This is a genomic window from Pseudomonas macauensis (assembly GCF_047902425.1).
GTDB lineage: Bacteria > Pseudomonadota > Gammaproteobacteria > Pseudomonadales > Pseudomonadaceae > Pseudomonas.
Genome location: NZ_CP138377.1, coordinates 2,333,470 through 2,358,939, shown reverse-complemented (window position 1 = coordinate 2,358,939; position 25,470 = coordinate 2,333,470). Strand labels below are relative to the sequence as shown.

The 25,470-nt window shown below is 62.9% G+C and carries 23 protein-coding genes and 1 riboswitch; of the genes, 16 read left to right on the top strand and 7 right to left on the bottom strand.

Translation table 11 applies throughout. From position 1 onward, the window contains the following. The first annotated feature begins 104 nt into the window (after window positions 1-104). From metH to SD196_RS11135, 7 genes are all read left to right on the top strand, one after another. Entirely contained in the window at window positions 105-3,797 is a 3,693-nt protein-coding gene (gene metH / locus SD196_RS11165; RefSeq protein ID WP_416311451.1) for a methionine synthase, read from the top strand. Between the two features lie 1,057 nt (window positions 3,798-4,854). Continuing rightward, on the top strand, window positions 4,855-6,063 hold the full coding sequence (locus tag SD196_RS11160) for an HlyD family secretion protein (protein WP_416311450.1): 1,209 nt from the start codon (window positions 4,855-4,857) through the stop codon (window positions 6,061-6,063). A gap of 2 nt (window positions 6,064-6,065) precedes the next feature. Then, entirely contained in the window at window positions 6,066-8,165 is a 2,100-nt protein-coding gene (locus SD196_RS11155; RefSeq protein WP_275607574.1) for a peptidase domain-containing ABC transporter, read from the top strand. Beyond that, a complete protein-coding gene (locus SD196_RS11150) occupies window positions 8,162-9,481 on the top strand; it encodes a TolC family outer membrane protein (protein WP_275607575.1) in 1,320 nt (439 codons plus the stop codon). Before SD196_RS11155 ends, SD196_RS11150 begins: the two co-directional genes overlap by 4 nt. Before the next feature lies 1 nt (window position 9,482). Further along, the gene (locus SD196_RS11145; protein ID WP_275607576.1) at window positions 9,483-10,382 is read left to right on the top strand and encodes a hypothetical protein; all 900 of its coding nucleotides are present in this window, start codon (window positions 9,483-9,485) and stop codon (window positions 10,380-10,382) included. A 310-nt stretch (window positions 10,383-10,692) separates the two neighbouring features. Then, complete coding sequence (locus SD196_RS11140) at window positions 10,693-11,814, top strand: fimbrial protein (RefSeq protein WP_331314206.1); 1,122 nt, start codon at window positions 10,693-10,695, stop codon at window positions 11,812-11,814. 326 nt (window positions 11,815-12,140) lie between these two features. Then, on the top strand, window positions 12,141-12,491 hold the full coding sequence (locus SD196_RS11135; protein WP_275607578.1) for a YggL family protein: 351 nt from the start codon (window positions 12,141-12,143) through the stop codon (window positions 12,489-12,491). A 61-nt stretch (window positions 12,492-12,552) separates the two neighbouring features. Here SD196_RS11135 and SD196_RS11130 read toward each other — a convergent pair whose 3' ends face one another. The 4 genes from SD196_RS11130 to SD196_RS11115 all read right to left on the bottom strand — a co-directional run bounded on the left by SD196_RS11130 (window position 12,553) and on the right by SD196_RS11115 (window position 14,527). Continuing rightward, window positions 12,553-12,912 carry a hypothetical protein gene (locus SD196_RS11130; RefSeq protein WP_275607579.1) on the bottom strand — a complete coding sequence of 120 codons (360 nt, stop codon included), beginning with the start codon at window positions 12,910-12,912 and terminating at the stop codon, window positions 12,553-12,555. 70 nt (window positions 12,913-12,982) lie between these two features. Further along, window positions 12,983-13,393 (bottom strand): roadblock/LC7 domain-containing protein, encoded by a 411-nt coding sequence (locus SD196_RS11125; protein ID WP_331314202.1) that lies wholly within the window; start codon window positions 13,391-13,393, stop codon window positions 12,983-12,985. Window positions 13,394-13,403: 10 nt separating this feature from the next. Beyond that, the gene (locus SD196_RS11120; protein WP_275607581.1) at window positions 13,404-13,934 is read right to left on the bottom strand and encodes a GTP-binding protein; all 531 of its coding nucleotides are present in this window, start codon (window positions 13,932-13,934) and stop codon (window positions 13,404-13,406) included. Next, on the bottom strand, window positions 13,931-14,527 hold the full coding sequence (locus SD196_RS11115) for a hypothetical protein (protein WP_416311449.1): 597 nt from the start codon (window positions 14,525-14,527) through the stop codon (window positions 13,931-13,933). The genes SD196_RS11120 and SD196_RS11115 overlap by 4 nt, the downstream gene beginning before the upstream one ends. Before the next feature lie 123 nt (window positions 14,528-14,650). Further along, a riboswitch (cyclic di-GMP riboswitch) is annotated at window positions 14,651-14,738 on the bottom strand. A gap of 242 nt (window positions 14,739-14,980) precedes the next feature. Here SD196_RS11115 and SD196_RS11110 point away from each other — a divergent pair. From SD196_RS11110 to SD196_RS11090, 5 genes are all read left to right on the top strand, one after another. Then, entirely contained in the window at window positions 14,981-16,306 is a 1,326-nt protein-coding gene (locus tag SD196_RS11110; RefSeq protein WP_416311448.1) for an MATE family efflux transporter, read from the top strand. A gap of 60 nt (window positions 16,307-16,366) precedes the next feature. Next, the gene (locus SD196_RS11105; protein ID WP_275607584.1) at window positions 16,367-16,582 is read left to right on the top strand and encodes a DUF2970 domain-containing protein; all 216 of its coding nucleotides are present in this window, start codon (window positions 16,367-16,369) and stop codon (window positions 16,580-16,582) included. Between the two features lie 333 nt (window positions 16,583-16,915). After that, a complete protein-coding gene (locus SD196_RS11100; RefSeq protein WP_275607585.1) occupies window positions 16,916-17,410 on the top strand; it encodes a PaaI family thioesterase in 495 nt (164 codons plus the stop codon). Between the two features lie 249 nt (window positions 17,411-17,659). Then, window positions 17,660-19,318, top strand: coding sequence for a nitrite/sulfite reductase (locus tag SD196_RS11095; protein ID WP_275607586.1), 1,659 nt, complete (start codon window positions 17,660-17,662; stop codon window positions 19,316-19,318). Then, window positions 19,302-19,805, top strand: a complete 504-nt coding sequence (locus SD196_RS11090) for a DUF934 domain-containing protein (RefSeq protein WP_275607587.1) — start codon at window positions 19,302-19,304, stop codon at window positions 19,803-19,805. The genes SD196_RS11095 and SD196_RS11090 overlap by 17 nt, the downstream gene beginning before the upstream one ends. Window positions 19,806-19,942: 137 nt before the next feature. Here SD196_RS11090 and SD196_RS11085 read toward each other — a convergent pair whose 3' ends face one another. Further along, the gene (locus SD196_RS11085; RefSeq protein ID WP_275607588.1) at window positions 19,943-20,521 is read right to left on the bottom strand and encodes a TetR/AcrR family transcriptional regulator; all 579 of its coding nucleotides are present in this window, start codon (window positions 20,519-20,521) and stop codon (window positions 19,943-19,945) included. Window positions 20,522-20,645: 124 nt separating this feature from the next. Between SD196_RS11085 and SD196_RS11080 the strand changes: the two genes are divergently transcribed. Both SD196_RS11080 and SD196_RS11075 read left to right on the top strand, forming a co-directional pair. Further along, window positions 20,646-21,083 carry a hotdog fold domain-containing protein gene (locus SD196_RS11080; protein ID WP_275607589.1) on the top strand — a complete coding sequence of 146 codons (438 nt, stop codon included), beginning with the start codon at window positions 20,646-20,648 and terminating at the stop codon, window positions 21,081-21,083. A gap of 10 nt (window positions 21,084-21,093) precedes the next feature. Continuing rightward, complete coding sequence (locus SD196_RS11075) at window positions 21,094-21,948, top strand: alpha/beta fold hydrolase (RefSeq protein WP_416311447.1); 855 nt, start codon at window positions 21,094-21,096, stop codon at window positions 21,946-21,948. A gap of 21 nt (window positions 21,949-21,969) precedes the next feature. Here the strand turns inward: SD196_RS11075 and SD196_RS11070 are convergent, their stop codons facing one another. Further along, window positions 21,970-22,962, bottom strand: a complete 993-nt coding sequence (locus SD196_RS11070; RefSeq protein WP_275607591.1) for a YhdH/YhfP family quinone oxidoreductase — start codon at window positions 22,960-22,962, stop codon at window positions 21,970-21,972. 53 nt (window positions 22,963-23,015) lie between these two features. Next, on the bottom strand, window positions 23,016-24,044 hold the full coding sequence (sohB, locus tag SD196_RS11065; protein ID WP_275607592.1) for a protease SohB: 1,029 nt from the start codon (window positions 24,042-24,044) through the stop codon (window positions 23,016-23,018). Between the two features lie 211 nt (window positions 24,045-24,255). Between sohB and SD196_RS11060 the strand changes: the two genes are divergently transcribed. Then, complete coding sequence (locus SD196_RS11060) at window positions 24,256-24,966, top strand: histidine phosphatase family protein (protein ID WP_275607593.1); 711 nt, start codon at window positions 24,256-24,258, stop codon at window positions 24,964-24,966. Between the two features lie 59 nt (window positions 24,967-25,025). Beyond that, window positions 25,026-25,337 carry an SCP2 sterol-binding domain-containing protein gene (locus SD196_RS11055; protein WP_152222698.1) on the top strand — a complete coding sequence of 104 codons (312 nt, stop codon included), beginning with the start codon at window positions 25,026-25,028 and terminating at the stop codon, window positions 25,335-25,337. Window positions 25,338-25,470: the final 133 nt, after the last annotated feature.

Below are 25,470 nucleotides of genomic sequence, written 5' to 3'. Positions count from 1 at the left end.
GCAGAACATGAGCAATTTTCATGTAAATCTCCGCAAGCTCAAATTTTCTACAGCTTTGTTATCATCAGCGACCCATTGTCACGCCTCCTTTCTAGGTACCTCCGATGTCCGATCGCGCCGCTCGCCTGCAAGCCCTCCAGCAAGCCCTCAAGGAGCGCATCCTGATCCTCGACGGCGGCATGGGCACCATGATCCAGAGCTACAAGCTGCAGGAAGAGGATTACCGTGGCACCCGCTTCGCCGACTGGCCGAGCGACGTGAAGGGCAACAACGACCTGCTGCTGCTCAGCCGCCCGGACGTGATCCAGGCCATCGAGAAGGCCTACCTGGACGCCGGCGCGGACATCCTCGAGACCAACACCTTCAACGCCACCCGCGTCTCCCAGGCCGACTACGGCATGGAGGAGCTGGCCTACGAGATGAACGTCGAGGGCGCGCGCGTGGCCCGCCAGGTCGCCGACGCCAAGACCGCCGAGAACCCGGCCAAGCCGCGTTTCGTTGCCGGCGTACTCGGCCCAACCAGTCGAACCTGCTCCATCTCCCCGGACGTCAACGACCCTGGTTTCCGCAACGTCACCTTCGACGAACTGGTGGAGAACTACAGCGAAGCCACCCGTGGCCTGATCGAGGGCGGCGCAGACCTGATCCTGATCGAGACCATCTTCGATACCCTGAACGCCAAGGCCGCGATCTTCGCCGTGCAGGGCGTCTATGAAGAACTGGGCGTCGAGCTGCCGATCATGATCTCCGGCACCATCACCGACGCCTCCGGCCGCACCCTGTCCGGCCAGACCACCGAAGCCTTCTGGAACTCGGTGCGCCACGCCAACCCGATCTCCGTCGGCCTGAACTGCGCCCTGGGCGCGAAAGAGCTTCGCCCCTACCTGGAAGAGCTGGCGACCAAGGCCGGGACCCACGTCTCCGCCCACCCCAACGCCGGCCTGCCCAACGCCTTCGGCGAGTACGACGAGTCCCCGGCACAAATGGCCGAAGTGGTCGAGGAATTCGCCGCCTCCGGCTTCCTCAACATCATCGGCGGCTGCTGCGGTACCACCCCGCCGCACATCGAGGCCATCGCCAAGGCCGTGGCCAAGTACGCGCCGCGCGTGATCCCCGAGATTCCGCGCGCCTGCCGCCTGTCCGGCCTGGAACCCTTCACCATCGACCGCAGTTCGCTGTTCGTGAACGTCGGCGAGCGTACCAACATCACCGGTTCGGCCAAGTTCGCCCGGCTGATCCGTGAAGAGAACTACGCCGAAGCGCTGGAAGTGGCGCAGCAGCAGGTGGAAGCCGGCGCCCAGGTGATCGACATCAACATGGACGAAGGCATGCTGGATTCGAAGGCGGCCATGGTCACCTTCCTCAACCTGATCGCCTCCGAGCCGGACATCTCCCGCGTGCCAATCATGATCGACTCCTCCAAGTGGGAAGTGATCGAAGCGGGCCTGAAATGCATCCAGGGCAAGGGCATCGTCAACTCCATCTCCATGAAGGAAGGCGTCGAGCAGTTCAAGCACCACGCCCGCTTGTGCAAGCGCTACGGCGCCGCCGTGGTGGTGATGGCCTTCGACGAAGCCGGCCAGGCCGACACCCAGGCGCGCAAGGAAGAAATCTGCCAGCGCTCCTACGACATCCTGGTCAACGAAGTGGGCTTCCCGCCGGAAGACATCATCTTTGACCCGAACATCTTCGCGGTCGCCACCGGCATCGAGGAACACAACAACTACGCGGTCGACTTCATCAACGCCTGCGCCTACATCCGCGACAACCTCCCCTACGCGCTGAGCTCGGGCGGTGTGTCCAACGTGTCCTTCTCGTTCCGCGGCAACAACCCGGTGCGCGAGGCGATCCACTCGGTGTTCCTCTACTACGCGATCCAGAACGGCCTGACCATGGGCATCGTCAACGCCGGCCAGCTGGATATCTACGACGAGATCCCGCAGGAGCTGCGCGACAAGGTCGAGGACGTGGTGCTCAACCGCAGCCCGGATGCTACCGAGGCACTGCTGGCCATCGCCGACAACTACAAGGGCGGCGGTGCTACCAAGGAAGTGGAAGACGAGGAATGGCGCAGCCATAGCGTCGAGAAGCGTCTGGAGCACGCGCTGGTCAAAGGCATCACCACTTACATCGTCGAAGACACCGAGGAATGCCGGCAGAAGTGCGCGCGCCCCATCGAGGTCATCGAAGGCCCGCTGATGTCCGGCATGAACGTGGTCGGCGACCTGTTCGGCGCCGGCAAGATGTTCCTCCCGCAGGTGGTGAAATCCGCCCGCGTGATGAAGCAGGCCGTAGCCCACCTGATCCCCTTCATCGAAGCGGAGAAAGGCGACAAGCCCGAGGCCAAGGGCAAGATCCTCATGGCCACGGTGAAGGGCGACGTGCACGACATCGGCAAGAACATCGTCGGCGTGGTGCTGGGCTGCAACGGCTACGACATCGTCGACCTGGGCGTGATGGTCCCGGCCGAGAAGATCCTGCAGACCGCCCGCGAGCAGAAGTGCGACATCATCGGCCTGTCCGGCCTGATCACCCCGTCGCTGGACGAGATGGTCCACGTCGCCAAGGAAATGCAGCGGCAGAACTTCAGCTTGCCTTTGCTGATCGGCGGTGCCACTACCTCCAAGGCGCACACCGCGGTGAAGATCGACCCGCAGTACAGCAACGACGCGGTGGTCTATGTCACCGACGCCTCCCGCGCGGTGGGCGTGGCGACCACCCTGCTGTCCAAGGAAATGAAGCCCGAGTATGCCCGCAAGCTGCGCGAGGAATACGCGGAAGTGCGCGAGCGCACTGCCAACCGCAGCGCGCGTACCGAGCGCCTGAGTTACGAACAGGCCATCGCCGCCAAGCCGCAGTTCGACTGGGCCGGCTACCAGCCGCCGGTGCCGAGCTTCACCGGCGTGAAGGTGCTGGATGACATCGACCTCAACGTGCTGGCCGAGTACATCGACTGGACGCCCTTCTTCATCTCCTGGGACCTGGCCGGCAAGTACCCGCGCATCCTCACCGACGAAGTCGTGGGCGAAGCGGCCACCAGCCTGTTCAACGACGCCCAGGCCATGCTGAAGAAGCTGATCGACGAGAAGCTGATCAAGTCCCGCGCAGTGCTGGGCTTCTGGCCGGCCAACCAGGTGCACCATGACGATCTGGAAGTCTACGGCGACGACGGCCACAAGCTGGCCACCCTGCACCACCTGCGCCAGCAGACCATCAAGCCCGACGGCAAGCCGAACTTCAGCCTGGCCGACTTCGTTGCGCCGAAGGAAAGCGGCGTGAAGGACTATGTCGGCGGTTTCATCACCACCGCCGGCATCGGCGCCGAGGAAGTGGCCAAGGCCTACGAGGCCAAGGGCGACGACTACAGCGCGATCATGGTCAAGGCCCTCGCCGACCGCCTCGCCGAAGCCTGCGCCGAGTGGCTGCACGAGCGCGTGCGCAAGGAATACTGGGGCTACCAGCCGGACGAGCACCTCAGCAACGAGGCGCTGATCAAGGAACAGTACGTCGGCATCCGCCCGGCGCCCGGCTACCCGGCCTGCCCGGACCACACCGAGAAAGGCACGCTGTTCAAGCTGCTCGACCCGAAGGGCCTGTCCGGTGTGACCCTGACCGAGCACTTCGCCATGTTCCCCGCCGCCGCCGTCAGCGGCTGGTACTTCGCCCACCCACAGGCGCAGTACTTCGCCGTGGGCAAGGTCGACAAGGACCAGATCGAACGCTACAGCGCGCGCAAGAACCAGGAAGTCAGCACCAGCGAGCGCTGGCTGTCGCCGAACCTGGGTTACGACAACTAAGACGCACACTCCACAATGCAAGGGGCACGTGTCGGGATACCAGACATCCTGCCGTGCAACCCTTGCTGCGTTGATGCACAACTGAATCGGCCCTTCCTGCGAACGAGAGCCACGCTCGCATTCTCCCGCCAAACTCCGCAGCTCCCCTCATCGCCTACCTACCCTCGCCCCAGCCCCCTCGCACCAGCTATCTGCCCAGCATCGAGCAGTCCTGATGGACTCGCTGGCATCAGTCCATTCTGAAAAGTCTGCAAGCAATCTCAATTGCATGAGCGACAGCCAGAAACTTACAGGCATACGATCTACATACAACTTCCTACGATAAATTCATAAACTTAAATTCAGCCATATCCTAATAATCTAGAAAAATCCCACAAAAATAGAGAGCTGGATTAGTCATAAGAACCTTCCCACAGAATTAGAAATATCTTCGCCATTGCTACCACCCCTCTAAAAAAAGATCATTTCCGGCAAATTAATTCGCCAGCGAAGTTCCTGCTGCATTTCTCTCCATGCCGCCCAGAAGAACTCATCGAGCCTGAACTCGCCAATCTCCCTCTTTCACTCAAGTAAATCTGATAATCACCTGACAACTGACACGACATCGGATTAGTCATTATGAGAACTCTTAATATTTCCATGGAGTACTCCCGAGCAACACCGCAATACGTCGCTTCACGTTTCACCTTAAAACCATCTAATTCAGGAAACTGAGAATGAAGAAAGTAGATCGCGAAGAGCTGACCAAGTCCGAACTCGCAGGCGGCTGCTGCAAGGCCAAGAAGAAGCCTGCCCCGTGCCCGGCTCCGGTACCGCCTAGTGGTGGTAATACCGGCGGTACAAACGTCGTCCGGTAAGCCGGTGCTCAACCGGGGGCAATAGCGCATTGACGAGGTTGATTTCGATCAGCCTCCGATGCCAATCCCGGTAACTCTGGCTACATGGCGCTGCCCAGCCCCCATCGGGCAGCGCTTTCAATTTCAGTGGCCATGAGCGAGCTGCAGCGGCGGCATTCTCTTGGCCCCGCATCCTCCGCCCTATTCAGCAAGGTCAAACATTGAGTATCCAAGCAGAAAAGCTGCCGCGCTTCTCCGATGTGCCTTGGCGCTGGATAGCCTATTTCACTTCCACTGCAGTGGCATTGGGCATCACCTTCGCCTTCTTTCAGGAAATAGAACTGAAACGCGATGTGCCCTGCGAAGTCATCTCTCCCTCGGAGGTCAAGGTCAAGGGCGTTGCCGGCCTGGTGACCTCCGTCCAGGTTCTCTCCGGCGAACGAGTCCAGCAAGGGCAACCCCTGTTCCAGCTCGCTCGTGACTTCAGTCTGTCGAGTGACGGGATACCCCGCCCCAAGTTCGACGAACAGCTGCGCGACGAACAGCTCGCTTCCGCCAGGGCCCAGCATGACGGGCGGCTCGCCGGCCTCATGGCGCGCCTGCAGGCCAGCGAGCGCAGCGGCGCCGCCCGTGAACTGGAACTCAGTGCACTGGGCCAGCAGCAGGTGCAGGCCCGGCGTATCGCAGCCGACGCCCTGCGTACCCTTCAGCGGCTGGAAGGCATGGCCAGCTACATAACCGCCGACCGCCTCGAACAGGCACGCCTCCAAGCCAATCAGGGCGAGGCCGAAGTCGCCCAGGGCGAGGTGCGCCGCCAATCGCTGCTGAGTGAAATCGAGTCTCTGCGGGGTACTCAAAAGGAACTGGAGGTCCAGCAGCGCGAACTGGCGGCACAACTTGCGCGCGAGCAGCAGGACATCAACCTGCGTTACGAGGCGGCTCGACAGAACTCCACCATCTTCGCGCCGCACGCGGGTCTGGTGACCTTCTCGAGCCTCGTCGTCGGCCAAACGCTGGAAGCCGAGGACGTCGCCCTGGTCATCGACACCGAAGCCGGCACCCCACTGGTAGCAGCGCTGGACATTCCCTCGCGACAACGCGGCTTCATCAAACCGGGACAATCTGTTCGCCTCAAGCTGGACGCATTTCCCTATGCCCGCTTCGGCGCCGTGCAGGCCCGTATCGACTCGATCTCCGACACAGCAATGAACAGAACCGAGAGCACCGCGGGCCCGACAGCCGCTGCCGGCAAAGCCACCGAGATCAATAACTACATGGCCTGGGCCAGCCTTTCCGACACGACCTTCGGACCGGCAGGCGAGCCGCTGCGCATCCTTCCCGGCATGCGCGGCACCGCCAGCGTGGTCATCGAGCGCAGAACCATCGCCGAATGGGTGCTGGAACCGCTATTCCAGATGATCCGGGGTTGATCGTGCGGGTCATCTATCAGAATGAAGTAGCCGACTGCGGCTATGCCTGCCTTGCCATGGTGCTGACGCATTTGGGACGCGCCACCGAGGTACGGGAAATCACCGCACACCGCGCCCTCTCCTCCCATGGCCTGACCCTGATGGACCTGTACGACGTGGCCACCGACTTCGGGCTCGCCGTCCAGGCCTTCCAGTTCGACGCCAGTGATCTCGCCAACATCAAGGCGGGTTCCATCCTGCACTTCGGTGGAGCCCACTTCGTGGTCTTCGAGAAGTACCGGCGTGGCCACGTGGTCGTCATCGACCCCGCCTCGGGACGGCGCCGGATGGGCCTGGCGATGTTTCTGGCAAACGTCTCCGGCTATCTGCTCGAATGTTCACCCACTCCGGAACTGCCACGCATCCGCCACCGATCGAAGGTGCCCGGCGCCCTGGCCCGGGTGCGCGCCCTGAATCCGCAGTTGCGCGGCCAGATCGCCAAGCTGATGTTCGTCGCCATTGGCAGCCAGTTCGCCATCCTGGCCATGCCCTACTTCGGCAACCTGGTCCTTGACCACGTGGTGACCAGCGACAACCGGAACCTGCTGCACATTCTCGCGATCACCTTCGCGAGCATCTTTGCCATCAGCGCTTTCAGCCGTTTCGTTCAGAGCTACCTGACCGCCCTGGCCAACACCCTGGTCAGCGTCAACGTGACCCAGGGCCTGGTGGGACAGTTGCTGCGCAATGCCATTTCCTACTTCGAGAAGCGCAACGTCGGCGACCTGTTCGCTCGCCTGAAATCCCAGGAGGAAATCAACGACTATACGGTGCGCACCAGCATCACCCTGCGCATCGATATCGTCGTGGCCCTCCTGGCAATTGCACTGATGCTGATGCAAAGCGTCCTGCTGGCCAGCAGCGCGCTTGCGATCTTTGCCCTGTACCTGGGTACCGCGTTCGCCCTGTACGTGCCGATGCGCGATGCGCACATGCTGGTACTGGAGCGCTCGGCCCAATGTGACGACACGCTGATCGAGACGATTCGGGGTGCCTCGCTGATCAAACTGGCCTGTGGCGAAACCCGTCGCACGGCGATTTTCATGGCGAAATTCCGCGCCCACGCCGCAGCGGCGTTGCACAGCGCCAAGTTGACCGCCTGCCGCGATGCCGTGCTGAAACTGGTGGAGTACGCCGATGTCATCGTCATTACCTGGCTGGCGGCCGGCCTGATGCTCGATGGCAAGATCTCCGTGGGTGTCTTCTACTCCTTCATGATCTACAAGTCCCTGGCCTCCGAACGTCTCGCCCAGTCCATCAATGCGTTGTTCGGTCGCTTCATGCTGAGCGTGCCGGTGCAACGTGTCGCCGACATCGTGGAGCATGAGCCGGAGCGCTATACGCAGCCCGAGCAGATCGGCAGGACGACCGAACTCAGGCGCTTCGACTCGATCCAGGTGCGCGACCTGAGCTTCAGCTACGGCATTTCCGACCGCAATGTCCTGTCAGGCGTGTCGCTGGACATAAACCGTGGCGACAAGATCGTCGTGGTCGGCCCATCGGGCGTGGGCAAATCGACGCTGTTCAAGTTGCTGTGCGCCGCCGAACCGGTGCAACTCGGCGAGATACGGCTGAATGGCGTGAGCTTCACCAACCTGGCCGTGGACGAAGTGCGGCAGCACATGACCCAGATGCGCCAGGGCGATCTGATCCTCAACGGCAGCATCGCCGACAACATTTCCCTGTTCAGCGCCAACCCCGATCACAATCGCATCAACCAGTTGCTCAAGGATGTCGGCCTGCTGAACGACGTCATGCAATTGCCCATGCGCACCCAGACCGTCATCAGCGACTCGATCGCGAACATCTCCGCCGGCCAGCGCCAGCGACTGCTGCTGGCGCGAGCGCTGTACCAGGATGCAGAGCTTCTGCTGCTGGACGAGCCGACCTCCAACCTCGATCCGGTCTCGGTTGCCGGGATCGCCAGCCTGCTTCAGCAACTGGACCGCACACTCATCGTCATCACCCACGACCTTTCGCTGGCGTCCCGCTTCGAGCGCAGCTACCTGCTGATCGACGGCAAGCTCATACGACGCACCGAGCATGAAGGCTCATCCGCATGAGCTTCGGGAAATCCCTGGCACTTCTCGGAATGAGCCTTGCCCTCATCGTCCAGACGGCCTGGTCCGGAGAGCTGTTGTCTGTCGTCAACGATGCACTGGCCCATGATGCCGAGCTTTCCGCAGCCAACTCCGAGGTCGCGATCGGCCGCGAGGAAGTCCCCCTGGCGAGGGCGGCCCTCCTGCCAAGGCTCGACGGCGGCTGGGGGCGAACCTACAACCAGATCAAGACCGAAAACCAGCCGACAGCCAAGTACTGGCAGAACGGCTGGATGGTGACGCTGACCCAACCGGTCTTCGACTGGCAACTCTGGGTGGGGCTGCGGCAGGCGAGCATCGCCAGCGCCAAGGCAGAACTCGAATATGCCAGCGCCTGGCAGGCGCTGGTGCTGCGCTCCGCGAATGAATACCTGGATCTGCTGGCGGCGTCGCAGGAACTGTCTCGGGCCAACGATTACCTGCGTGCCGTCACCGAACAGCATACGTTGACCGAACACCTGCGCGCCGGCGGTGAAGCGACAGTCATCGATGTACAGGAAGCGCTATCGCGCCTGAGCGAAGCGCAGTTGCGCCAACAGGAAGCCATGCGCACGCTGGACTCCCGTCGCCGAGCCCTGGAAGCTTTGACCGGACGCGATGTCCCGCCACCCGCCCCCGCCTACACGGAGCGCACCCGCCCCTGGCTGAAGTCCAGAAGCCTGCAACAGTGGGTCCACCAAGCCGAGACGCGCAGCTACCCGGTACAGCTGGGCCAGCTCGCAGTACGCAACGCCGGCGAAGACGCCGAGAAGGCAAGAGCCCAGCGCTATCCGGTCGTCAGTCTTAGCGCCAGCCACTCCCCGTCCGGCGCGGCCGCCGGATATTCCGATCCGACCACCACCAACAGCGCCATGCTGACCATATCCGCCCCACTATTCACCGGTGGCGCCAATCGGGCCCGCATCCGTCAGAGCCTGGCCAGCGAAGAAAAGGCCCGGAACACACTGTTGGCGGCGACTCGAAAGTCAGCCGCGGACACCCGCGAGTGGTTCCAGCGCCTTGATTGGGCGCAGGAGCGAAGCAATACGCTACGGGAAATCGTTCGTCTCAACGAATCGTCCCTGCAAGCGACCCGCATGGGATACCGGGCCGGCAGCCGCTCCAATCTGGATGTACTGCGCGCCCAGGAATTGCTGTTCACCAGCCGTGGCGAACAGGTAAAGGCCCAATTTGAAGCCTTGTCGGCCTTCCTCGCACTCAAGGCCGAAGTTGCGTCGCTGAGCCTGGGGGATATTCAGCTCCTCGATGCCTGGCTGAGTTCCGATGCCAGCGAAAACTGACTTGGCCGGTCTGCGCTGGCGCGACCGCCTCCTCCTGAGACTCCCCGCTTCGTGGATCGAACGCGCGGGCTTGCTTTCCTGGGGACTCAAAAGCCTGTTCAGCGCAACCACCCGCTGGAATGGCCGACTGCGCTACGAGTGGGGAAGCGATAGAGTCTCACTCGACCCTGGCGATGCCTGGCGCACCATGGCCAGCGAAGAGATCGAGCACCTGATCGACCGACGTATGCATCTGGGCAGGCTCTACGGAATTGGCAATCACTGGCCGGAACTGGAATCGACAGCGCAGGAACTGGCCTCAGTCATCGCCAGAATTCATCGGGACAGTCCGGGCCGGCCGGTCATTGTTTCGCCGTTCCACTATGTGTCCGAGTACGCCAACATTTATGTCGTCGATGCGCTGCGCGCGGCACTGAACCTGACGGAGCTTGCCGTCGTATCCGGTAGCCCTCGGGAAGGCTACGGCCACCAGGAAGACGTCCTGATTCCCGGCCTGCGCATACTGCATACCCTCGATGAGAACAACCGGTCTGCCCTCGGGTTACGCCTGCTTCGCGCGCTGAAACAGGCCGGCGCTGCCGTGCTGTTCAGCGATGTGCCGCCCCACATGATGCAGCGCTTCCCCATGGAAACCGTCGAAGTCTCGATGCTGGGCCGCCCCGCACGCATTCACCGCGGGGTATTCAGCATCGGCGGTCACGTCGATGCGGTACTGCTGTGCTTTCACCTCACCTTCAAGCAGGGGCGATTCGGCCACCGGAGCTTCGCTCCCATCGAACTGCGTTCGCACGACGCCCCTCAGCAGGTTGCGAACTACATCGAGCAGGCATACCAGACCGCCTATCCGAACTGGATCCTTGCCGATCACCCTTCCCGCTATGGCTTCGCCCCTGTCAAGTAAGCCCGACTCAAGGCAACACGCCCCCTATGCGCTCCCGCGCAAGGCCAACGAACAGGACTACAGCCGGTTCCACGACATGCGCCCATGTCCATTCCCCTATCTCCGCGGGAACAAGAAATTTCCTAATAGGCAGGATTTTTTCTCGGACAGACCCGACACGGACAAGCCGGTCAAACTCTTGAGGCCTATTCACCTCGGCGTTCTTCCCACGCTACCGAGTTTCCCAAGCCTGCATCAGTCGAGGCGGCATCAGCCCAGCCAAGTTCATGCGCATCGGCCGTCACGCTGTTTACCCTTAAGGAGCACCATCATGACAACAAGGAACATCAAAGGCCGCAGAGCAATTCGTAGCGTCCGGGTCGCCGCGATCGGCACTATGCTCGTGGCATTGTCAGGTAGCTGGAGCCTCGAATCCCACGCTGCAGTGACCTGCACCTTCAATGGTCCTGCTTCCGAGAGTTTTACCTTTCCGGGCCCCATTTCCGTGCCCCGTGACAATGCCACGCCTGTTCCCTTGACCAGTTGGGTGATCGGGCAAGCCCAAACGAATATCTACACCTGCACTATAAGCAACAGTGAGGATGGAGGAGGGATCGGAATTAAGTTCCCAACTCAAGAACAAGCGGGTACTTATTCGGAAGGTGGCATTACCTACAAGGTCTTCAAGACTGGCTTGGACGGCGTTGGAGTCATTTATGGATTCCGCATTTATTCGGCAGGTAATAACTGCGACAAGAATGGATTCATCAATGGTTGGAACCCATATGCCACCGGCTCAGGTACCGTTTCATACAGTGATCGGTACTGCGGAGATCTATCGCCTGAGGGCAGCACTTACAATTTCGGTGCTCAATTACAGTTCCGACTGATCAAGACGGGAAAAATCGCTGCCGGTAATACTCCCCTCCTGACTCTCACTTACACGGCACAGGGAACCAATAGGGTTTATTCCACCGCGGTCGGCAGCAAGAGCTACATCATCAATCCCGTGAACTTCCAGACGCTGGCCTGCACCGCCGAAGGAGGGGACGTCATGCTGGACGACGTGCACAAGGGCGCATTCGCCTCGGCCATCACCCTCAAGACCAAACCCTTCCAGTTCACCTTGCGGAACTGCCCGGCCGGGATGAATACCATCCAGTATCAACTCGACCCGATCGGCAGCATCATCAGCGCCACCAACGGCACCTTCCAGAACGCCTCAGGCGCCGACATGGCCCAGGGCGTTGGGTTGCGCATCACCGACGAGTCCAATACCTCGCCAATCCGCTTCGGCGACTCCAGTTACGTGGTGCAGAACTATGACCCGAGCGCGGGAAACCAGACACTTCCCATCAAAATGAACGTTTCCTACTACCGCACCGGCACGGCCGAACAAGTCACTGGCGGCCTGGTCAGGGGCATCGCGCAGTTGACCCTGTTCTATCTGTGATCCTCGCTGCTTTACCACAGGGAAGAGGCATCTCTGATCTCTGAATGCCCGTTCATGGCAGAACAGCCCTCTCTGATTTCGGCGACGACTTCCCGCGGCGGCATACCGTCCTACAAGCCAGGGTTAGCGGTGGACAAGCTACGCTGCACGAATCGCCCGGATACGGGATAATCCCGCCACCCTGGACGTGCATCACCCGGCGTTGCCGGCGTCCTTGCTGACGTACAAGCGCAAGGTGCACTGACAATGCCCCGGACTCGCGCCCCAGGACACCACGGATCGAGGCCCGGCCAACCGCCGAGCCGCCCCTGACGAGAGAAAGACAGATGAAATACCTCACCCCCGAACAAATGGCCAAACCGCGCAAGCGCCGCCTGCAGAAGAAGCTGCGTCTGGGCGAGTTCCAGGAGTTCGGTTTCAGCCTTGAAGTGAACTACAGCGGCGACCTGGATGATGTGCTCGACCAGTGGATCTCCTTCGTTGAGTCCGAGGGCTGGGTCTTCGTCGGTGGCGCCACTGAAGAGGGCGAGTTCACCGGCTACCTGTGCCTGAACGCTGTCGGCAGCCTGACCGAAGCCGACCGCGAAACCACCCGCCTGTGGCTGGAAAAGCAGTCCTGGGCCAAGTCCTTCGAACTGGGCGAACTGAGCGACTGTTGGCACGGACTGTTCGAGTAAGCGTCGCGCCAGGGATGGCGCGGGCGGGCCTCCCCAGCCCACCCGCGCCCACCTTGATCCCTCAGATCACCACCTGCCCCTCGACTTCCTGCAGCTTGCGCCGCGCCAGCGCCAGGTTGGCCTTCACCTTGTCCAGCACGTAGTACATGAACACGCCCTCGTGTTTCACCATCGGGCGGATGATGTGGTACTGCTTGCCAAGGGTGATCAGGATGTCCTCGATCACGTCATTGAGCGCCAAAGACTTCATGGTCTTGAGCTTGGCGCGCACCACCTCGGTATTGCCCGCCGCCGCCAGTTCCAGGTCCACCCCGCTGCCCGCCTGCCCCAGCAGCATGCCACTCTTGGCGTCCACCACCGCCGAAGCCAGGGCCCCATCGAGATTCAGCAGTTCGTCCAATGATTGTTGCAGTGCAGCCATAGTGATTGCTCCTTGAGTGCGCGTCATGTTGTAGAGCCCCTCGGCCGCGCATGCCGAAAGGCGGTTCGTATCAACTCGCCAATGAGAGGTCCGAAAGCCGCATGGCCGTGCGCTTGGCCTGGTAGAGCACCTGGCCGAGCATCTCTTCGCGGTCAGCCACCAGGTTGAGGATCATCGGGTAGCGCGGGTGCGGAATGTCGACGATGACGATGTAGCCTTCGCTCGCCTCGACGATCACGTTCTGGTGCGGCCCCACCTCGCTTTCCTGGCCGACCATCGCCCCCAGGGCGGAGATCGAGCAGGCCATGGCCGCCAGCTTGGAGACCTCCATCCCATTGGCGGCGCGGGAAGCCACTTCGAAGCCATCCGTGGTGGCAATTACCACGGCATTCAGCCGTCCCAGACTGGCGGTGAGCTCGTCCAGTGCCTGATCGGCATCCAGGCGCAACTGCTCCGGCAAATTCATCAATACGCTTTCCATGGTCACTCCCTCAGGCCACCGTGCATTCCAGTTGCAGCAACAGCAAATCGAGCAACATGCGCACCTGCCCCGCCTCGCGGACGTCCACTTCCACCACTGGGCAGGGATGACCAGCCTGCGCCAGGAGCGCTGCGTAGTCATCCAGCCCAGGACTGGGATGCCCGACCAGGCGGCCCACTCCGACCACGCAGGCGGTAGTGCCGATACAATCGGCGAAACCTTTGAGATAGACGCGCAAATCGCCCAGCGGATCGGGCCGAGAGTTGTCGATCAGGATCACCAGCCCCAACGCGCCACGGGCAAGAATGCTCCACATGAAGGCGAAGCGTGCCTGGCCCGGCGTGCCGTACAAACGCAGGCGCTCGTCCGGGCCCAGCGCCACCTCGCCGTAGTCCAGGCCGACCGTGGTGTGTGATTTGTCCAGGCTCGGGTCGTTGTTCTGCACATCGGTGCTGATCGGCTCGATGTCGCTGATGGCAGCAATGGCGGTGGTCTTGCCGGCTCCCATGGTGCCGGTGAAGAGAATCTTGTACTCCTTCATCGGCCGGCCTCCCCGGAGCCACCCAGACCCAGGTGCCGACGAATCCGCGCCAGCAGCCCCAGGGGGGCGGTAGCAGGCTTGCTGGCAGGCGGCGATGGGCTTTCGCTGCGCAACAGTACCCCTTGTTCGGCCATCAGGCGGATGAATACTTCGGCCACGCCTCTCGCGACTCCGGAGCGCTCGCACAGCTCCTCCAGGTTCATGCTCCGCGCGCACAGCAAGGTCGCCAGGCGAACATAACGGACATCGCTCTGGAGCACCGCAGCGGCAGGCCATTGCTTGAGTCGCAAGGCCTCGCCGCCGACCTCCGCCGGCCGGTGTGCAATGGCACGGGCGGCGCGCTCCAGGCACTCGAACACCTCGCTGGCACGCAGGGGCCAGTGCACCCACAACGCTTCGCCAACGACGGTGCGAAACTGGACCCGTGACTCGCGCTCATCGCTCTCGATCAGCAGGTCGGCCTGACCGCCCTCGACGTGCAACCAGCTTGCCAGCGTGCGGCCGCTGAGCAGGCCGACGATGGACTTGAAGACCACCTGATCACGCAATGCCATACGGGCGAACCCATAGGTGTATTGAATTGGCTGATTCATCGGCGGCGCACTCCCTGAGGCCTACAGCACCATCAACCCAGCACAACACTGAACAGGGCACCGGGACGTGGGGAGTTTGCCGAGCGCACGGCTCGCAGAAGGCACGGACGAACGTCCGGCCAGCTTGGCAACCCCGCGGTCATGGCTCTTTCGAGCTTTAGATCGGTGGCTTTGCGTCCCTGGCTTTCGCACAGGTTTGCCCTGGTCAATTGGTTCTCAGCGTAGTACGCATGTCCCAATCGCCAAGTCCAAAAAACGTGACACCCATCACACTAATTTCGGAAATATCTCTAACTTGATTTCTTGACGGATGAAGAAAATCCATGAGTCAGAAGTGGTCCGGCACAGGCACGGCCACGAGGGTTACGCTAGGCTTTCCCTCAGCACACCCTACCGGCACGGGTGCACTCGATTCCCAAAACAGGCCGGAAGCTCACTGCCTCCAAGGACGCCATGCTAGAGCGCCAGCGCCTCCAGAACATTCTCAGTCTGGGCCTGCCGATCATCGGCGGAATGCTCAGCCAGAGCCTGCTCAACCTGGTGGATGCCGCGATGGTCGGTCATCTGGGCGAAAAGTCCCTGGCCGGCGTCGGCATCGGTAGCTACGCCAATTTCGTCGCGATCTCCCTGGTGATGGGCCTGGGCGCCGGCGTGCAGGCGCTGGTGGCGCGGCGCCGAGGTGAAGGTCGCACCGACGAGCAGGCGGCGCCACTCAATTGCGGCCTGCTGGTGGCGCTGGGGCTGTCGCTGCCGATCACCCTGATCTGCCTGCTGTTCGCCGAGCCCATCGTTCGCGCCCTGTCCAACGATCCCGACGTGCTGACGGTCGGCATCCCCTATTTCGAGTGGCGCGCGCTGTCGGTGCTCGCGGTGGGGCTGAACTTCTCCTTCCGCGGCTACTGGAACGGCACGCGCCGCTCAGGCATGTACATGCGCACGCTGGTGGTGATGCACCTGGCCAACGCGGCGATCAGCTACAGCCTGATCCACGGTCTGTTCGGCCTGCCACGCATGGGCGCCGTGGGTAGCGGGCTGGGCACCACCCTGGCGCTCTACCTGGGCTCATCGATCTACGCCTGGATCACCTGGCGCGACGCCCACTCCCAAGGCTTCCGCCCACGTCTGCCGAGCGAGCGCGACATCCGCGTGATGCTACGTCTGTCACTGCCCAACTCGCTGCAGCAGTTCTTCTTTGCCGCCGGCATCACCCTACTGTTCTGGATCATCGCCCAGGTCGGCACCCGCGAGCTGGCGGTGGCCCACGTGCTGATCAACCTGGCGCTGTTCCTGATCCTCCCCGGTATCGGGCTGGGCATGGCCGCCACCACCCTGGTCAGCCAGAGCATGGGCGAACGCGACTTCGACAGCGCCCACCGCTGGGGCTGGGACGTGGTGAAGGTCGCCGCCTGCGGCTTGGCGCTGCTGGGCTCGCCATTCTGGCTGTTCCCCGAAACCATCCTGCGGCTGTTCGTCAGCGACCCCGCGCTGATCGAGCTGGGCCGCCTGCCGCTGACCCTGACCGGGCTGGGCATGGTGATCGACGCCACCGCGCTGGTGCTCACCCAGGCCCTGCTCGGCGCCGGCGCCACCCGCACGGTGATGGCAGTCAGCCTGGGCAACCAGTGGCTGTTCTTCCTGCCGCTAGCCTATCTGGTAGGCCCAGTCCTCGGCGGCGGCCTGCTGGCGATCTGGAGCATGCAAATTCTCCAACGCGGGCTGGCTTCGGTGATCTTCGCGATGATGTGGCAGAAGCGCGAATGGACCCAGATCGAACTCTAGCGGCTATTTTTCCAGGAGCAGGTTTCCTGGAGCCAGGCTCTGAGATAGGAGGTGCGAACGATGGACGATCAACAGAACAAGCCGCCAAGCTTCTGGCAGATGCTGCACAGCGTGCTGGCCGCCGCCTTCGGCGTGCAGAGCGGGAAGAATCGCGCGCGCGATTTCACCCAGGGCAAACCCAGCCACTTCATCGCCATGGGCATCCTGTTCACGCTGATCTTCGTATTGCTGCTCTATGCCTTGGTGCAGGTGGTGCTGCATTTCGCCGGGGTCTAGGAAGGCAGGCTGAAAAAGGCAAGGCACCAGGCGGGCCGCAGCGCGACCCGCCGGCACCGCTGTCACTGATGGCTGACCCAGTACACCGCCGTGGCAACCACCAGCAGGATCAGGACGAACGCGGCACGCGCATCGACGACGCTGTCGCTGGTCTTGTTGGACGACTCTTCGCTCATGCTTCCCCCATGTTCTCGTTATTGGCTGAAGGACCACACCCGAGAGTTAAGACCAGCTCCGCCCTCCCCTCAAGCGACCGCCCCTTTCCGCGATGCCGCCAAAGCCGTTAGGCTGCGGCTTCGACAAGAACAAGCGAAAAGAAACAAAGGAAAGGCCATGCACCTGGATTCACTGCAAGACACCGTTGCGCCGGAAGGCGTCTGCTACGGCTGCGGGGGCAGCAACCCGCACGGGCTGCACATCAAGAGCCACTGGCACGAGGACGGTATCCACGTCGTCGCCGAGCACCTGCCCGAAGCCAAGTACTGCGGCTGGCCGGAGCTGGTCTACGGCGGTCTGATCGCCATGCTGGTGGACTGCCACTCCAACTGGACCGCCATGGCCTACCACTACCGCGCCGAAGGCCGCGAGCCGGGCAGCCTGCCGCGCATCGACTGCGTCACCGGGAACCTGGGCATCAAGTACATCAAGCCGACGCCCATGGGCGTACCGCTGACGCTCAGGGCCCACGTCGAGGGCGAGGTCGGACGCAAGAGCCGGGTCATCTGCGAGGTCTACGCCGGCGACGTGCTGACCTGCGTCGGCGACTCGATCTTCGTGCGGGTCGACACTGCGCAACTGCGTGACGCCGCCCACGGCCGCGAGGCCTGAACCACGCTTGCTGCGCCGGTGAAATACACCGGCGCATCACGGCCCCCCGCTCCCTGCCCGAGGCACCAGTCCGCCTATCTTTCAGGCCCGGCGCGGCATAGATCCAAAAGTTCTCGCCATATACTCAAACATCACTTTTACGCATATTCCCTAACTGGTATCGTGCGCCCACTCCGCGTGGAGCGCGTTGCCGTGCGCGCTGGGATACGCAGTACGCCTGAGCGCTATAGCCTGACAGCAGGATGATTCATGTACGTATATGACGAATACGATCAAAGGATCGTAGAAGATCGCGTCAAGCAGTTTCGCGATCAGACCCGCCGGTACCTGGCAGGTGAACTGACCGGCGAGGAATTCCGCCCGCTGCGTCTGCAGAATGGCCTGTACATCCAGCGCTATGCACCCATGCTGCGAGTGGCCGTGCCCTACGGCCTGCTGTCCTCCCGGCAGGTTCGCAAGCTGGCGCAGATCGCCCGCGACTACGACAAGGGCTACGCACACATCAGCACCCGCCAGAACGTCCAGTACAACTGGCCGGAACTGGAAGACGTGCCGGAAATCCTCGCCGAGCTGGCCACCGTGCAGATGCACGCGATCCAGACCAGCGGCAACTGCATCCGCAACACCACCACCGACCAGTTCGCCGGCGTCGCCCGTGACGAACTCGTGGACCCGCGCCCCTGGTGCGAGATCATCCGCCAGTGGTCGACCTTCCACCCCGAATTCGCCCACCTGCCGCGCAAGTTCAAGATCGCCGTCAACGGCGCCGTGAGCGACCGCGCCGCCATCGAGGTGCACGACATCGGCCTGGAAGCGGTGAAGAACGAAGCCGGCGAGCTGGGCTTCCGTGTCTCCGTCGGCGGCGGCCTGGGCCGTACCCCGATCGTTGGCAGCTTCATCAACGAATTCCTGCCCTGGCAGCACCTGTTGTCCTACCTGGACGCCATCCTGCGCGTGTACAACCGCTATGGCCGCCGGGACAACAAGTACAAGGCGCGCATCAAGATCCTGGTCAAGGCACTGACGCCGGAAGTCTTCGCCCAGAAGGTCGACGCCGAATGGGCGAACCTGAAGGACGGCCCGAGCACCCTGACCGACGCCGAACTGCAGCGCGTGGCCGCCCACTTCGTCGATCCGGCCTACCAGGCCCTGGAAGACCAGGACGCCGCCCTCGCCCAGCTGGACGCCGAACACCCCGGCTTTGCCCGCTGGCGCCAGCGCAACACCTTCGCCCACAAGAAGCCTGGCTACGTCGCCGTGACCCTGTCGCTCAAACCCACCGGCGTGGCGCCTGGCGACATCACCGACAAGCAGCTGGACGTGGTCGCCGACCTCGCCGACCGCTACAGCTTCGGCGAAGTGCGCAACAGCCATAACCAGAACATCATCCTCGCCGACGTCGAGCAGGCGCAGCTGTTCACCCTCTGGGGCGAACTGCGCGAGAACGGTTTCGCTACCCCCAACGTGGGCCTGCTGACCGACCTCATCTGCTGCCCGGGCGGCGACTTCTGCTCCCTGGCCAACGCCAAGTCGATCCCGGTGGCCGAAGCCATCCAGCGTCGCTTCGATGACCTGGACTACCTGTTCGACATCGGCGACATCGACCTGAACATCTCCGGCTGCATGAATGCCTGCGGCCACCACCACGTGGGCCACATCGGCATCCTCGGCGTGGACAAGAAGGGCGAGGAGTTCTACCAGGTCTCCCTCGGCGGCAGTGCCAGCCGTGAGGCGAGCCTTGCGCAGATCCTCGGCCCGTCCTTCGCCCAGGAGCAGATGGCCGACGTGATCGAGAAGATCATCAAGGTCTACGTGGAACAGCGCACCGAAGAGGAGCGTTTCCTCGATACCTACCGTCGCATCGGCATCGACCCCTTCAAGGAGCGCGTATATGCAGCGAATCATTAAGCACCGCGAGGTCGTCGACGACCGCTGGCACCTGCTGCCCAAGGACGCGACCCTGGAAACCGTGCCCAACTGCGACGACGTGATCATCCCGCTGAACCTGTGGCTGGAACACGGCCCGGCCCTGCGCGGCCGCGACGGCGGCCTGGGCGTGTGGCTGGACGCGGACGAAGAGCCGGAAGCCATCGCCGAGGACCTGGACAAGTTCCAGGTGATCGCGGTGAACTTCCCCGCCTTCACCGACGGCCGCGGCTTCAGCACCGCGCGCCTGCTGCGCGAGCGCTTCGGCTACAAGGGCGAAGTGCGCGCCATCGGCGACGTGCTGCGCGACCAGCTGTTCTTCATGCAGAGCTGCGGCTTCGACGCCTACGCCATCCGCGCCGACCGCGATCCGCATGACGCGCTGGCCAGCCTGGAGGACTTCTCCGAGGTCTACCAGACTTCGGTGACCCAGCCGCAACCGCTGTTCCGTCGCCGCCAGCTCGCCTGAGCCGGTTGACATGAAAAAGCCCCGCAATGCGGGGCTTTTTCTCTTCGTAGGAGCGAGCTTGCTCGCGAGCCCGCCCAGCTTCAGCGCCGCCGGTAAATCTGTTCGCGAGCAAGCTCGCTCCTACAGGGAGGCCACGCTTAAGCGCGCACGCTCTCCCAGGCAATCTGCGCCAACTGATCCCGGCACTCGATCAGGTCCACCTTTGTGCGCCCGGCCAGCCAGTTGCGCGCGTAGTCCTGGCTCGGACCGATCACCACCGAATTGAACAGCTCCGGCGCAAGCTCCTTGAAGGCACCGGCCTTGCGGTGTTCGGAGAGCACTCCGGCAATGCGCCGGCCCTGCTGGCGGTTGGCCTCACGCAACGCCTCGCCGACCTCCCCCGCCTCAACGCGGCCACGGCTGTGCAGGATGAAACGCGCCCAGTCCGGATTGGCCGCCACCCAGTCGACGTAGCAGGTGACGAACAGCTTCACGCAGGCCTCCGCGCTCATGCCCTCCTCCAATCCGGCGTCGAGCAGTGCCGCATATTGGCCAACGCCCGTGAGGTACAGCGCGCCGATGATCCGCTCCTTGTTGCCGTAATGGTGGTAGAGACTGCCGATACTGGCGCCGGAGCGATCGCGGATCATCTCGATGGTGGTGGCGTCCACGCCGAATTCGCTGAAGCAGGCCAGCGCAGCCTGGAGAATCTCATCTTTGCGGGAAGGTCGGGCCATGGGGTTCCTGTGGAGAAAAACCGCTCGAACAGAATTCTAGAATATTTTTCTAGAATTAATTTCTAGTCTTCGTATACTGCCTGGGCGCGCATCCATCTTCAATCCGCTTTGCCCCGGAGTTGCCATGAGTCAGATGATGCAAATGTACCAGCAGGCCGGCCCCGCGCAGTTCAGCGCCATGATTGGCCAGGTCGCCCCCTACTTCGCCAGCATTGCCCCGCAGTTCGTCGAATTGCGCCCCGGCTACGCGGAAGTGACCTTCCCCAAGCGCCGCGAAGTGCTCAACCACATCGGCACCGTGCACGCCATAGCCCTGTGCAACGCTGCTGAACTGGCCGCCGGGACCATGACCGACGTGTCGATCCCCAAGGGCCGGCGCTGGATTCCCCGCGGCATGACCGTGGAATACCTGGCCAAGGCGGACGGCGACGTTCGCGCCGTGGCCGACGGCCGCGCAGTCGACTGGAACCAGGAAGGTGACATCATCGTTCCGGTGCTCGCCTACGTCGGCGACAAGAAGGTCTTCCGCGCCGACATCACCATGTACGTCAGCCAGGCCTGAGGACCGAACCATGATCACCCCGCTCCCGCGTTCCCTGGATAATGGCAACGGCCACAACCTTTCCAGCCACTGGTACCACCCGACCGGCCAAGCCCGGGGCGCGGTGCTGATCGTCCCCGCCATGGGCGTCGAGCAGCGCTTCTACACCGCTTTCGCCAACTGGCTGGCCGAGCGCGGCTACCTCACCGTGACCTTTGACTATGTCGGCATGGGCAAGTCCCGCGCTGGACACCTGCGCGACCTGGACGTAGACGTGCTGGCCTGGGGCAACCACGACTGCAGCGCCATGCTCGACGCCGTGGTGGAGGCCGCCGGCAACCTGCCCGTGTACTGGATCGGCCACAGCCTCGGCGGGCAGATCCTGCCCTTCGTGCGCGGCACCGAACGTATCCACCGCGCCTTCACCATCGCCACCGGCAGCGGCTACTGGCGTGAGAACACCAAGGGATTGCGGCACAAGGCCTGGCTGCTCTGGTATCTGCTGGCGCCGACGATCACGCCACTGCTGGGCTACTTCCCGGGCAAACGCCTGGGCGTGGTCGGCGACCTGCCGCGCGGGGTGATCGAGCAATGGCGGCGCTGGTGCCTGAATCCGGAATATGCGGTGGGCGCGGAAGGTGGCGCGGTACGCGAGGCGTATTCCTCGGTGCGTACACCGATCACCTCGATTTCCTTCACCGACGACGAGATGATGTCCAGGCGCAACACCGAATCGCTGCACGGTTTCTACCGTGGTGCGCCAAAGACGGTGAAACGCATCGCCCCGCAGGACATCGGCGTGAAACGCATCGGCCACTTCGGCTTCTTCCGCAGCCAGTTCGCCGATTCGCTGTGGGCGGGTTACCTGCTGCCGGACCTGGGCTGACACCCAGGCCCGGCGCGGGCCTCAGTCGAGGTTCACCAGCACCCGCCCAACCAGCTTGCCGGCGAGAATCTGGTGGATGGCAGCGGGCAGGTCATCGAGCTTGACCTCCCGGACCGCCGCTTCGAGGTTATCGAGCTTCCATTGCAGGGACAGCTTGTCCCACATGGAAGCCTTGACCACCAGTGGCAGTTCAACCGAGTCCACGCCCAGCAGGTTCACGCCGCGCAGGATGAACGGCAGCACGGTGGCCTTGAAGGCGGCGCCGGCGGTCAGACCGCAGCAGGCGACGCTGCCGCCGTACTGCAGCGACTTGACCACGTTGAACAGGATGTCGCCGCCCACTGTGTCCACCGCACCAGCCCACTGTTCGCGCAGCAGCGGCTTGTCGACGCCATCGGAGACGGTGGCGCGGTCGAGGATCTGCCGCGCGCCCAGGCGGTTGAGCAGTTCGGCCTGTTCCAGCTTGCCGGTGGCGGCGGCCACGGTGTAGCCCAGTTTCGCCAGCAACATCACCGCGATGCTGCCCACGCCACCGGTGGCGCCAGTGACCAGGATGGGGCCGGACGACGGCGTCACACCGGCACGTTCGAGCTTGTCGACGCACAGCGCAGCGGTCAGGCCGGCAGTGCCGAGGATCATGGCTTCGCGCAGCGACAGGCCCTGTGGGCGCTTGATCAGCCAGGCGGCGGGCACGCGGATGTACTGGCCGAAGCCGCCCGGCGTGTTCATGCCCAGGTCGTAGCCGGTGACGATCACCTCGTCGCCAACGGCGAATTCGCCCACCGAGGACTCTTCCACCACGCCGGCAGCATCGATGCCGGGGGTGTGCGGGTACTTGCGGGTGACGCCACGATTGCCGCTGGCGGACAGCGCATCCTTGTAGTTCAGCGAGGAATACTTCACCCGCACCAGCACTTCACCTGCCGGCAAATCGGAAACCTGCCGCTCGGCCACCTGCAGGTCATACACACCATGTGCGCTTTCCGTGACCCACAACGCCTTGAATGCACTCATCTCGACCCTCCTCTTTCGAAATCATGCCCGGCGCAGTCCCGCGCCAGGCGGAATCATTGCCAGAAACGGCTGCGCCCCAGACGGTCCCACCAGGTCACCAGCACGCGGTCGATCACGCCGCTGACGCCGACACCGAAGCGTTCCTGGATGGACTTCTTCTGCACATAGCTGAGCTGATAGACATCCGCGTCGCGGGCGCGTTCGGCCAGGTATTCGTCACTGGTCTTGAGCTCGTCCACCAGTTTCTTGCCCAGCGCCGCCTGGCCCAGCCAGACCTCGCCAGTGGCGATCTCATCGATGGCCAGCTGCGGGCGGTAGTGGACGACGAAGCGCTTGAACAGCTCGTGGGTGGTTTCCAGGTCTTCCTGGAACTTCTCGCGGCCCTTTTCCGTGTTCTCGCCAAACACGGTCAGGGTGCGCTTGTATTCGCCGGCGGTGAGCACCTCGAAATCGACGTCGTGCTTCTTCAACAGGCGGTGCACGTTGGGCAATTGCGCCACGACGCCGATGGAGCCGAGGATGGCGAAGGGCGCGGAAAGGATGCGCTCGCCGATGCAGGCCATCATGTAGCCGCCACTGGCCGCGACCTTGTCGACGCAGACGGTCAGCGGCACGCCGGCCTGGCGGATGCGCGCCAGTTGCGAGGCGGCCAGGCCGTAGCCGTGGACCATGCCGCCGCCGCTTTCCAGGCGCAGCACCACTTCATCACGCGGGGTGGCCAGGGTCAGCAGCGCGGTCACTTCATGGCGCAGGTGCTCGGTGGCCGAGGCCTTGATGTCGCCGTCGAAGTCCAGCACGTAGACGCGGCTCTTCTCGCCGCCCTTCTTCTTTTTCGCTTCCTTCGCCGATTTCGCCTCGGATTTGCGCAGGGACTTCAGCTTGGCCTTCTCCAGCACGCTATGCTGCAAGCGCTCGCGCAGTTCCTTGTAGAAGTCGTTGAGCTTGTGCACCTCCAGGTGTCCGCCACTGCCACGGCGGCCACGGCCGCGCAGCGCGGCGATCACCACCAGGACGATGACGATGGCCACCACCACGGTGAAGGTCTTGGCCAGGAAACCCGCGTAATCCGCTAGAAACTCCACTCACTTCCCCTTTTACGAAACTGGTCTCGCCCGCAGGACGAGCGATGTGAATCCCGCAAGCATACCCACGCCGCAGGCGCGCCACCAGCGCTGGCAAGACGCTGCATCAGTCCAGCGAATGGCATTCAAACAAGCGTATGTTTTTTCGTTGACAGCCCCAGGTGATCCTCATAACCTCGCCGGAACTTTCAGCCCTGCCGAGATACTGCGCGTGGGAAGCATCTATCTGATTCGACATGGCCAGGCTTCGTTCGGCGCCGACGACTACGACGTGCTATCGCCCACCGGCGTGCGCCAGGCCGAAGTCCTCGGCGAGCACCTGGCGAGCCTGGGTCTGCACTTCAACCGCTGCGTCAGTGGTGACCTGCGTCGCCAGCGCCATACCGCCGAAGCGGTGATGGGTCGGTTGAACGATGCCGGCATCGCCATCCCCACGCTGGAAATCGACTCCGCCTTCAACGAATTCGAAGCTGACGCGGTGATCCGCGCGCACCTGCCGGACTTGCTGGAAATCGAGCCGCAGGCGCTGCACATCATGCGCAACGCCGCCGACCATCGCGCCGAATTCCAGCGCCTGTTTTCCCTGGTGATCAACCGCTGGCTCTCCGGCGAGCACGACAAGGAAGGCCTGGTGAGCTGGGCCGAATTCGTCGACACCGTGCATGGCGGCCTCAAGCGCCTGCTGGAATCGGCCAGCGGCAAGGACAGCATCGGCGTGTTCACCTCCGGCGGCACCATCACCGCGATACTGCAACTGGTGACCGGCATCCCGCCGCTGAACGCCTTCGAACTCAACTGGCAGATCGTCAACACTTCGCTCAACCGCCTGAAGTTCCGCGGCAGCGAAGTGGCCCTGGCTTCCTTCAACAGTCACGTGCATCTGGAATTGTTGAAGGCGCCGGAACTCATCACCTATCGCTGAGTACCGGCCCATTGCGACCTCGACCGTCGCGCGAGAAAACCTAGAAAAGGAATAGAACCATGAGCGTTGCTGACATCGTTTCCACCATGAAGAGCAAGTTCAACGCCAGCGCGGCCGCCGGCCTGGACCTGGTGTTCCAGTTCAACATCGAAGACGGTGACAACCACTACCTGGTGGTCAAGGACGGTACCTGCGAAGTGGTACAGGGCGATGCCGAGAACCCCAACGTCACCCTGATCATGGACAGCGAAACCCTCAAGGGCATCACCAGCGGCGAAACCGACGGCATGCAGGCCTTCATGGCCGGCAAGCTGCGCGCCGAAGGCGACATGATGCTGGCGATGAAGCTGGGCGAACTGTTCCCGGTCTGATCCGCGAGAACCTGCCTGCGCAGCATGAAAAACCGGAGCCCAAGGCTCCGGTTTTTTTATGCCCGCACCCTACTACGGCCTGCGAATCAGGCAGCCTGATCGGGGTGCAACACGAACGCCAATAACGGCTACC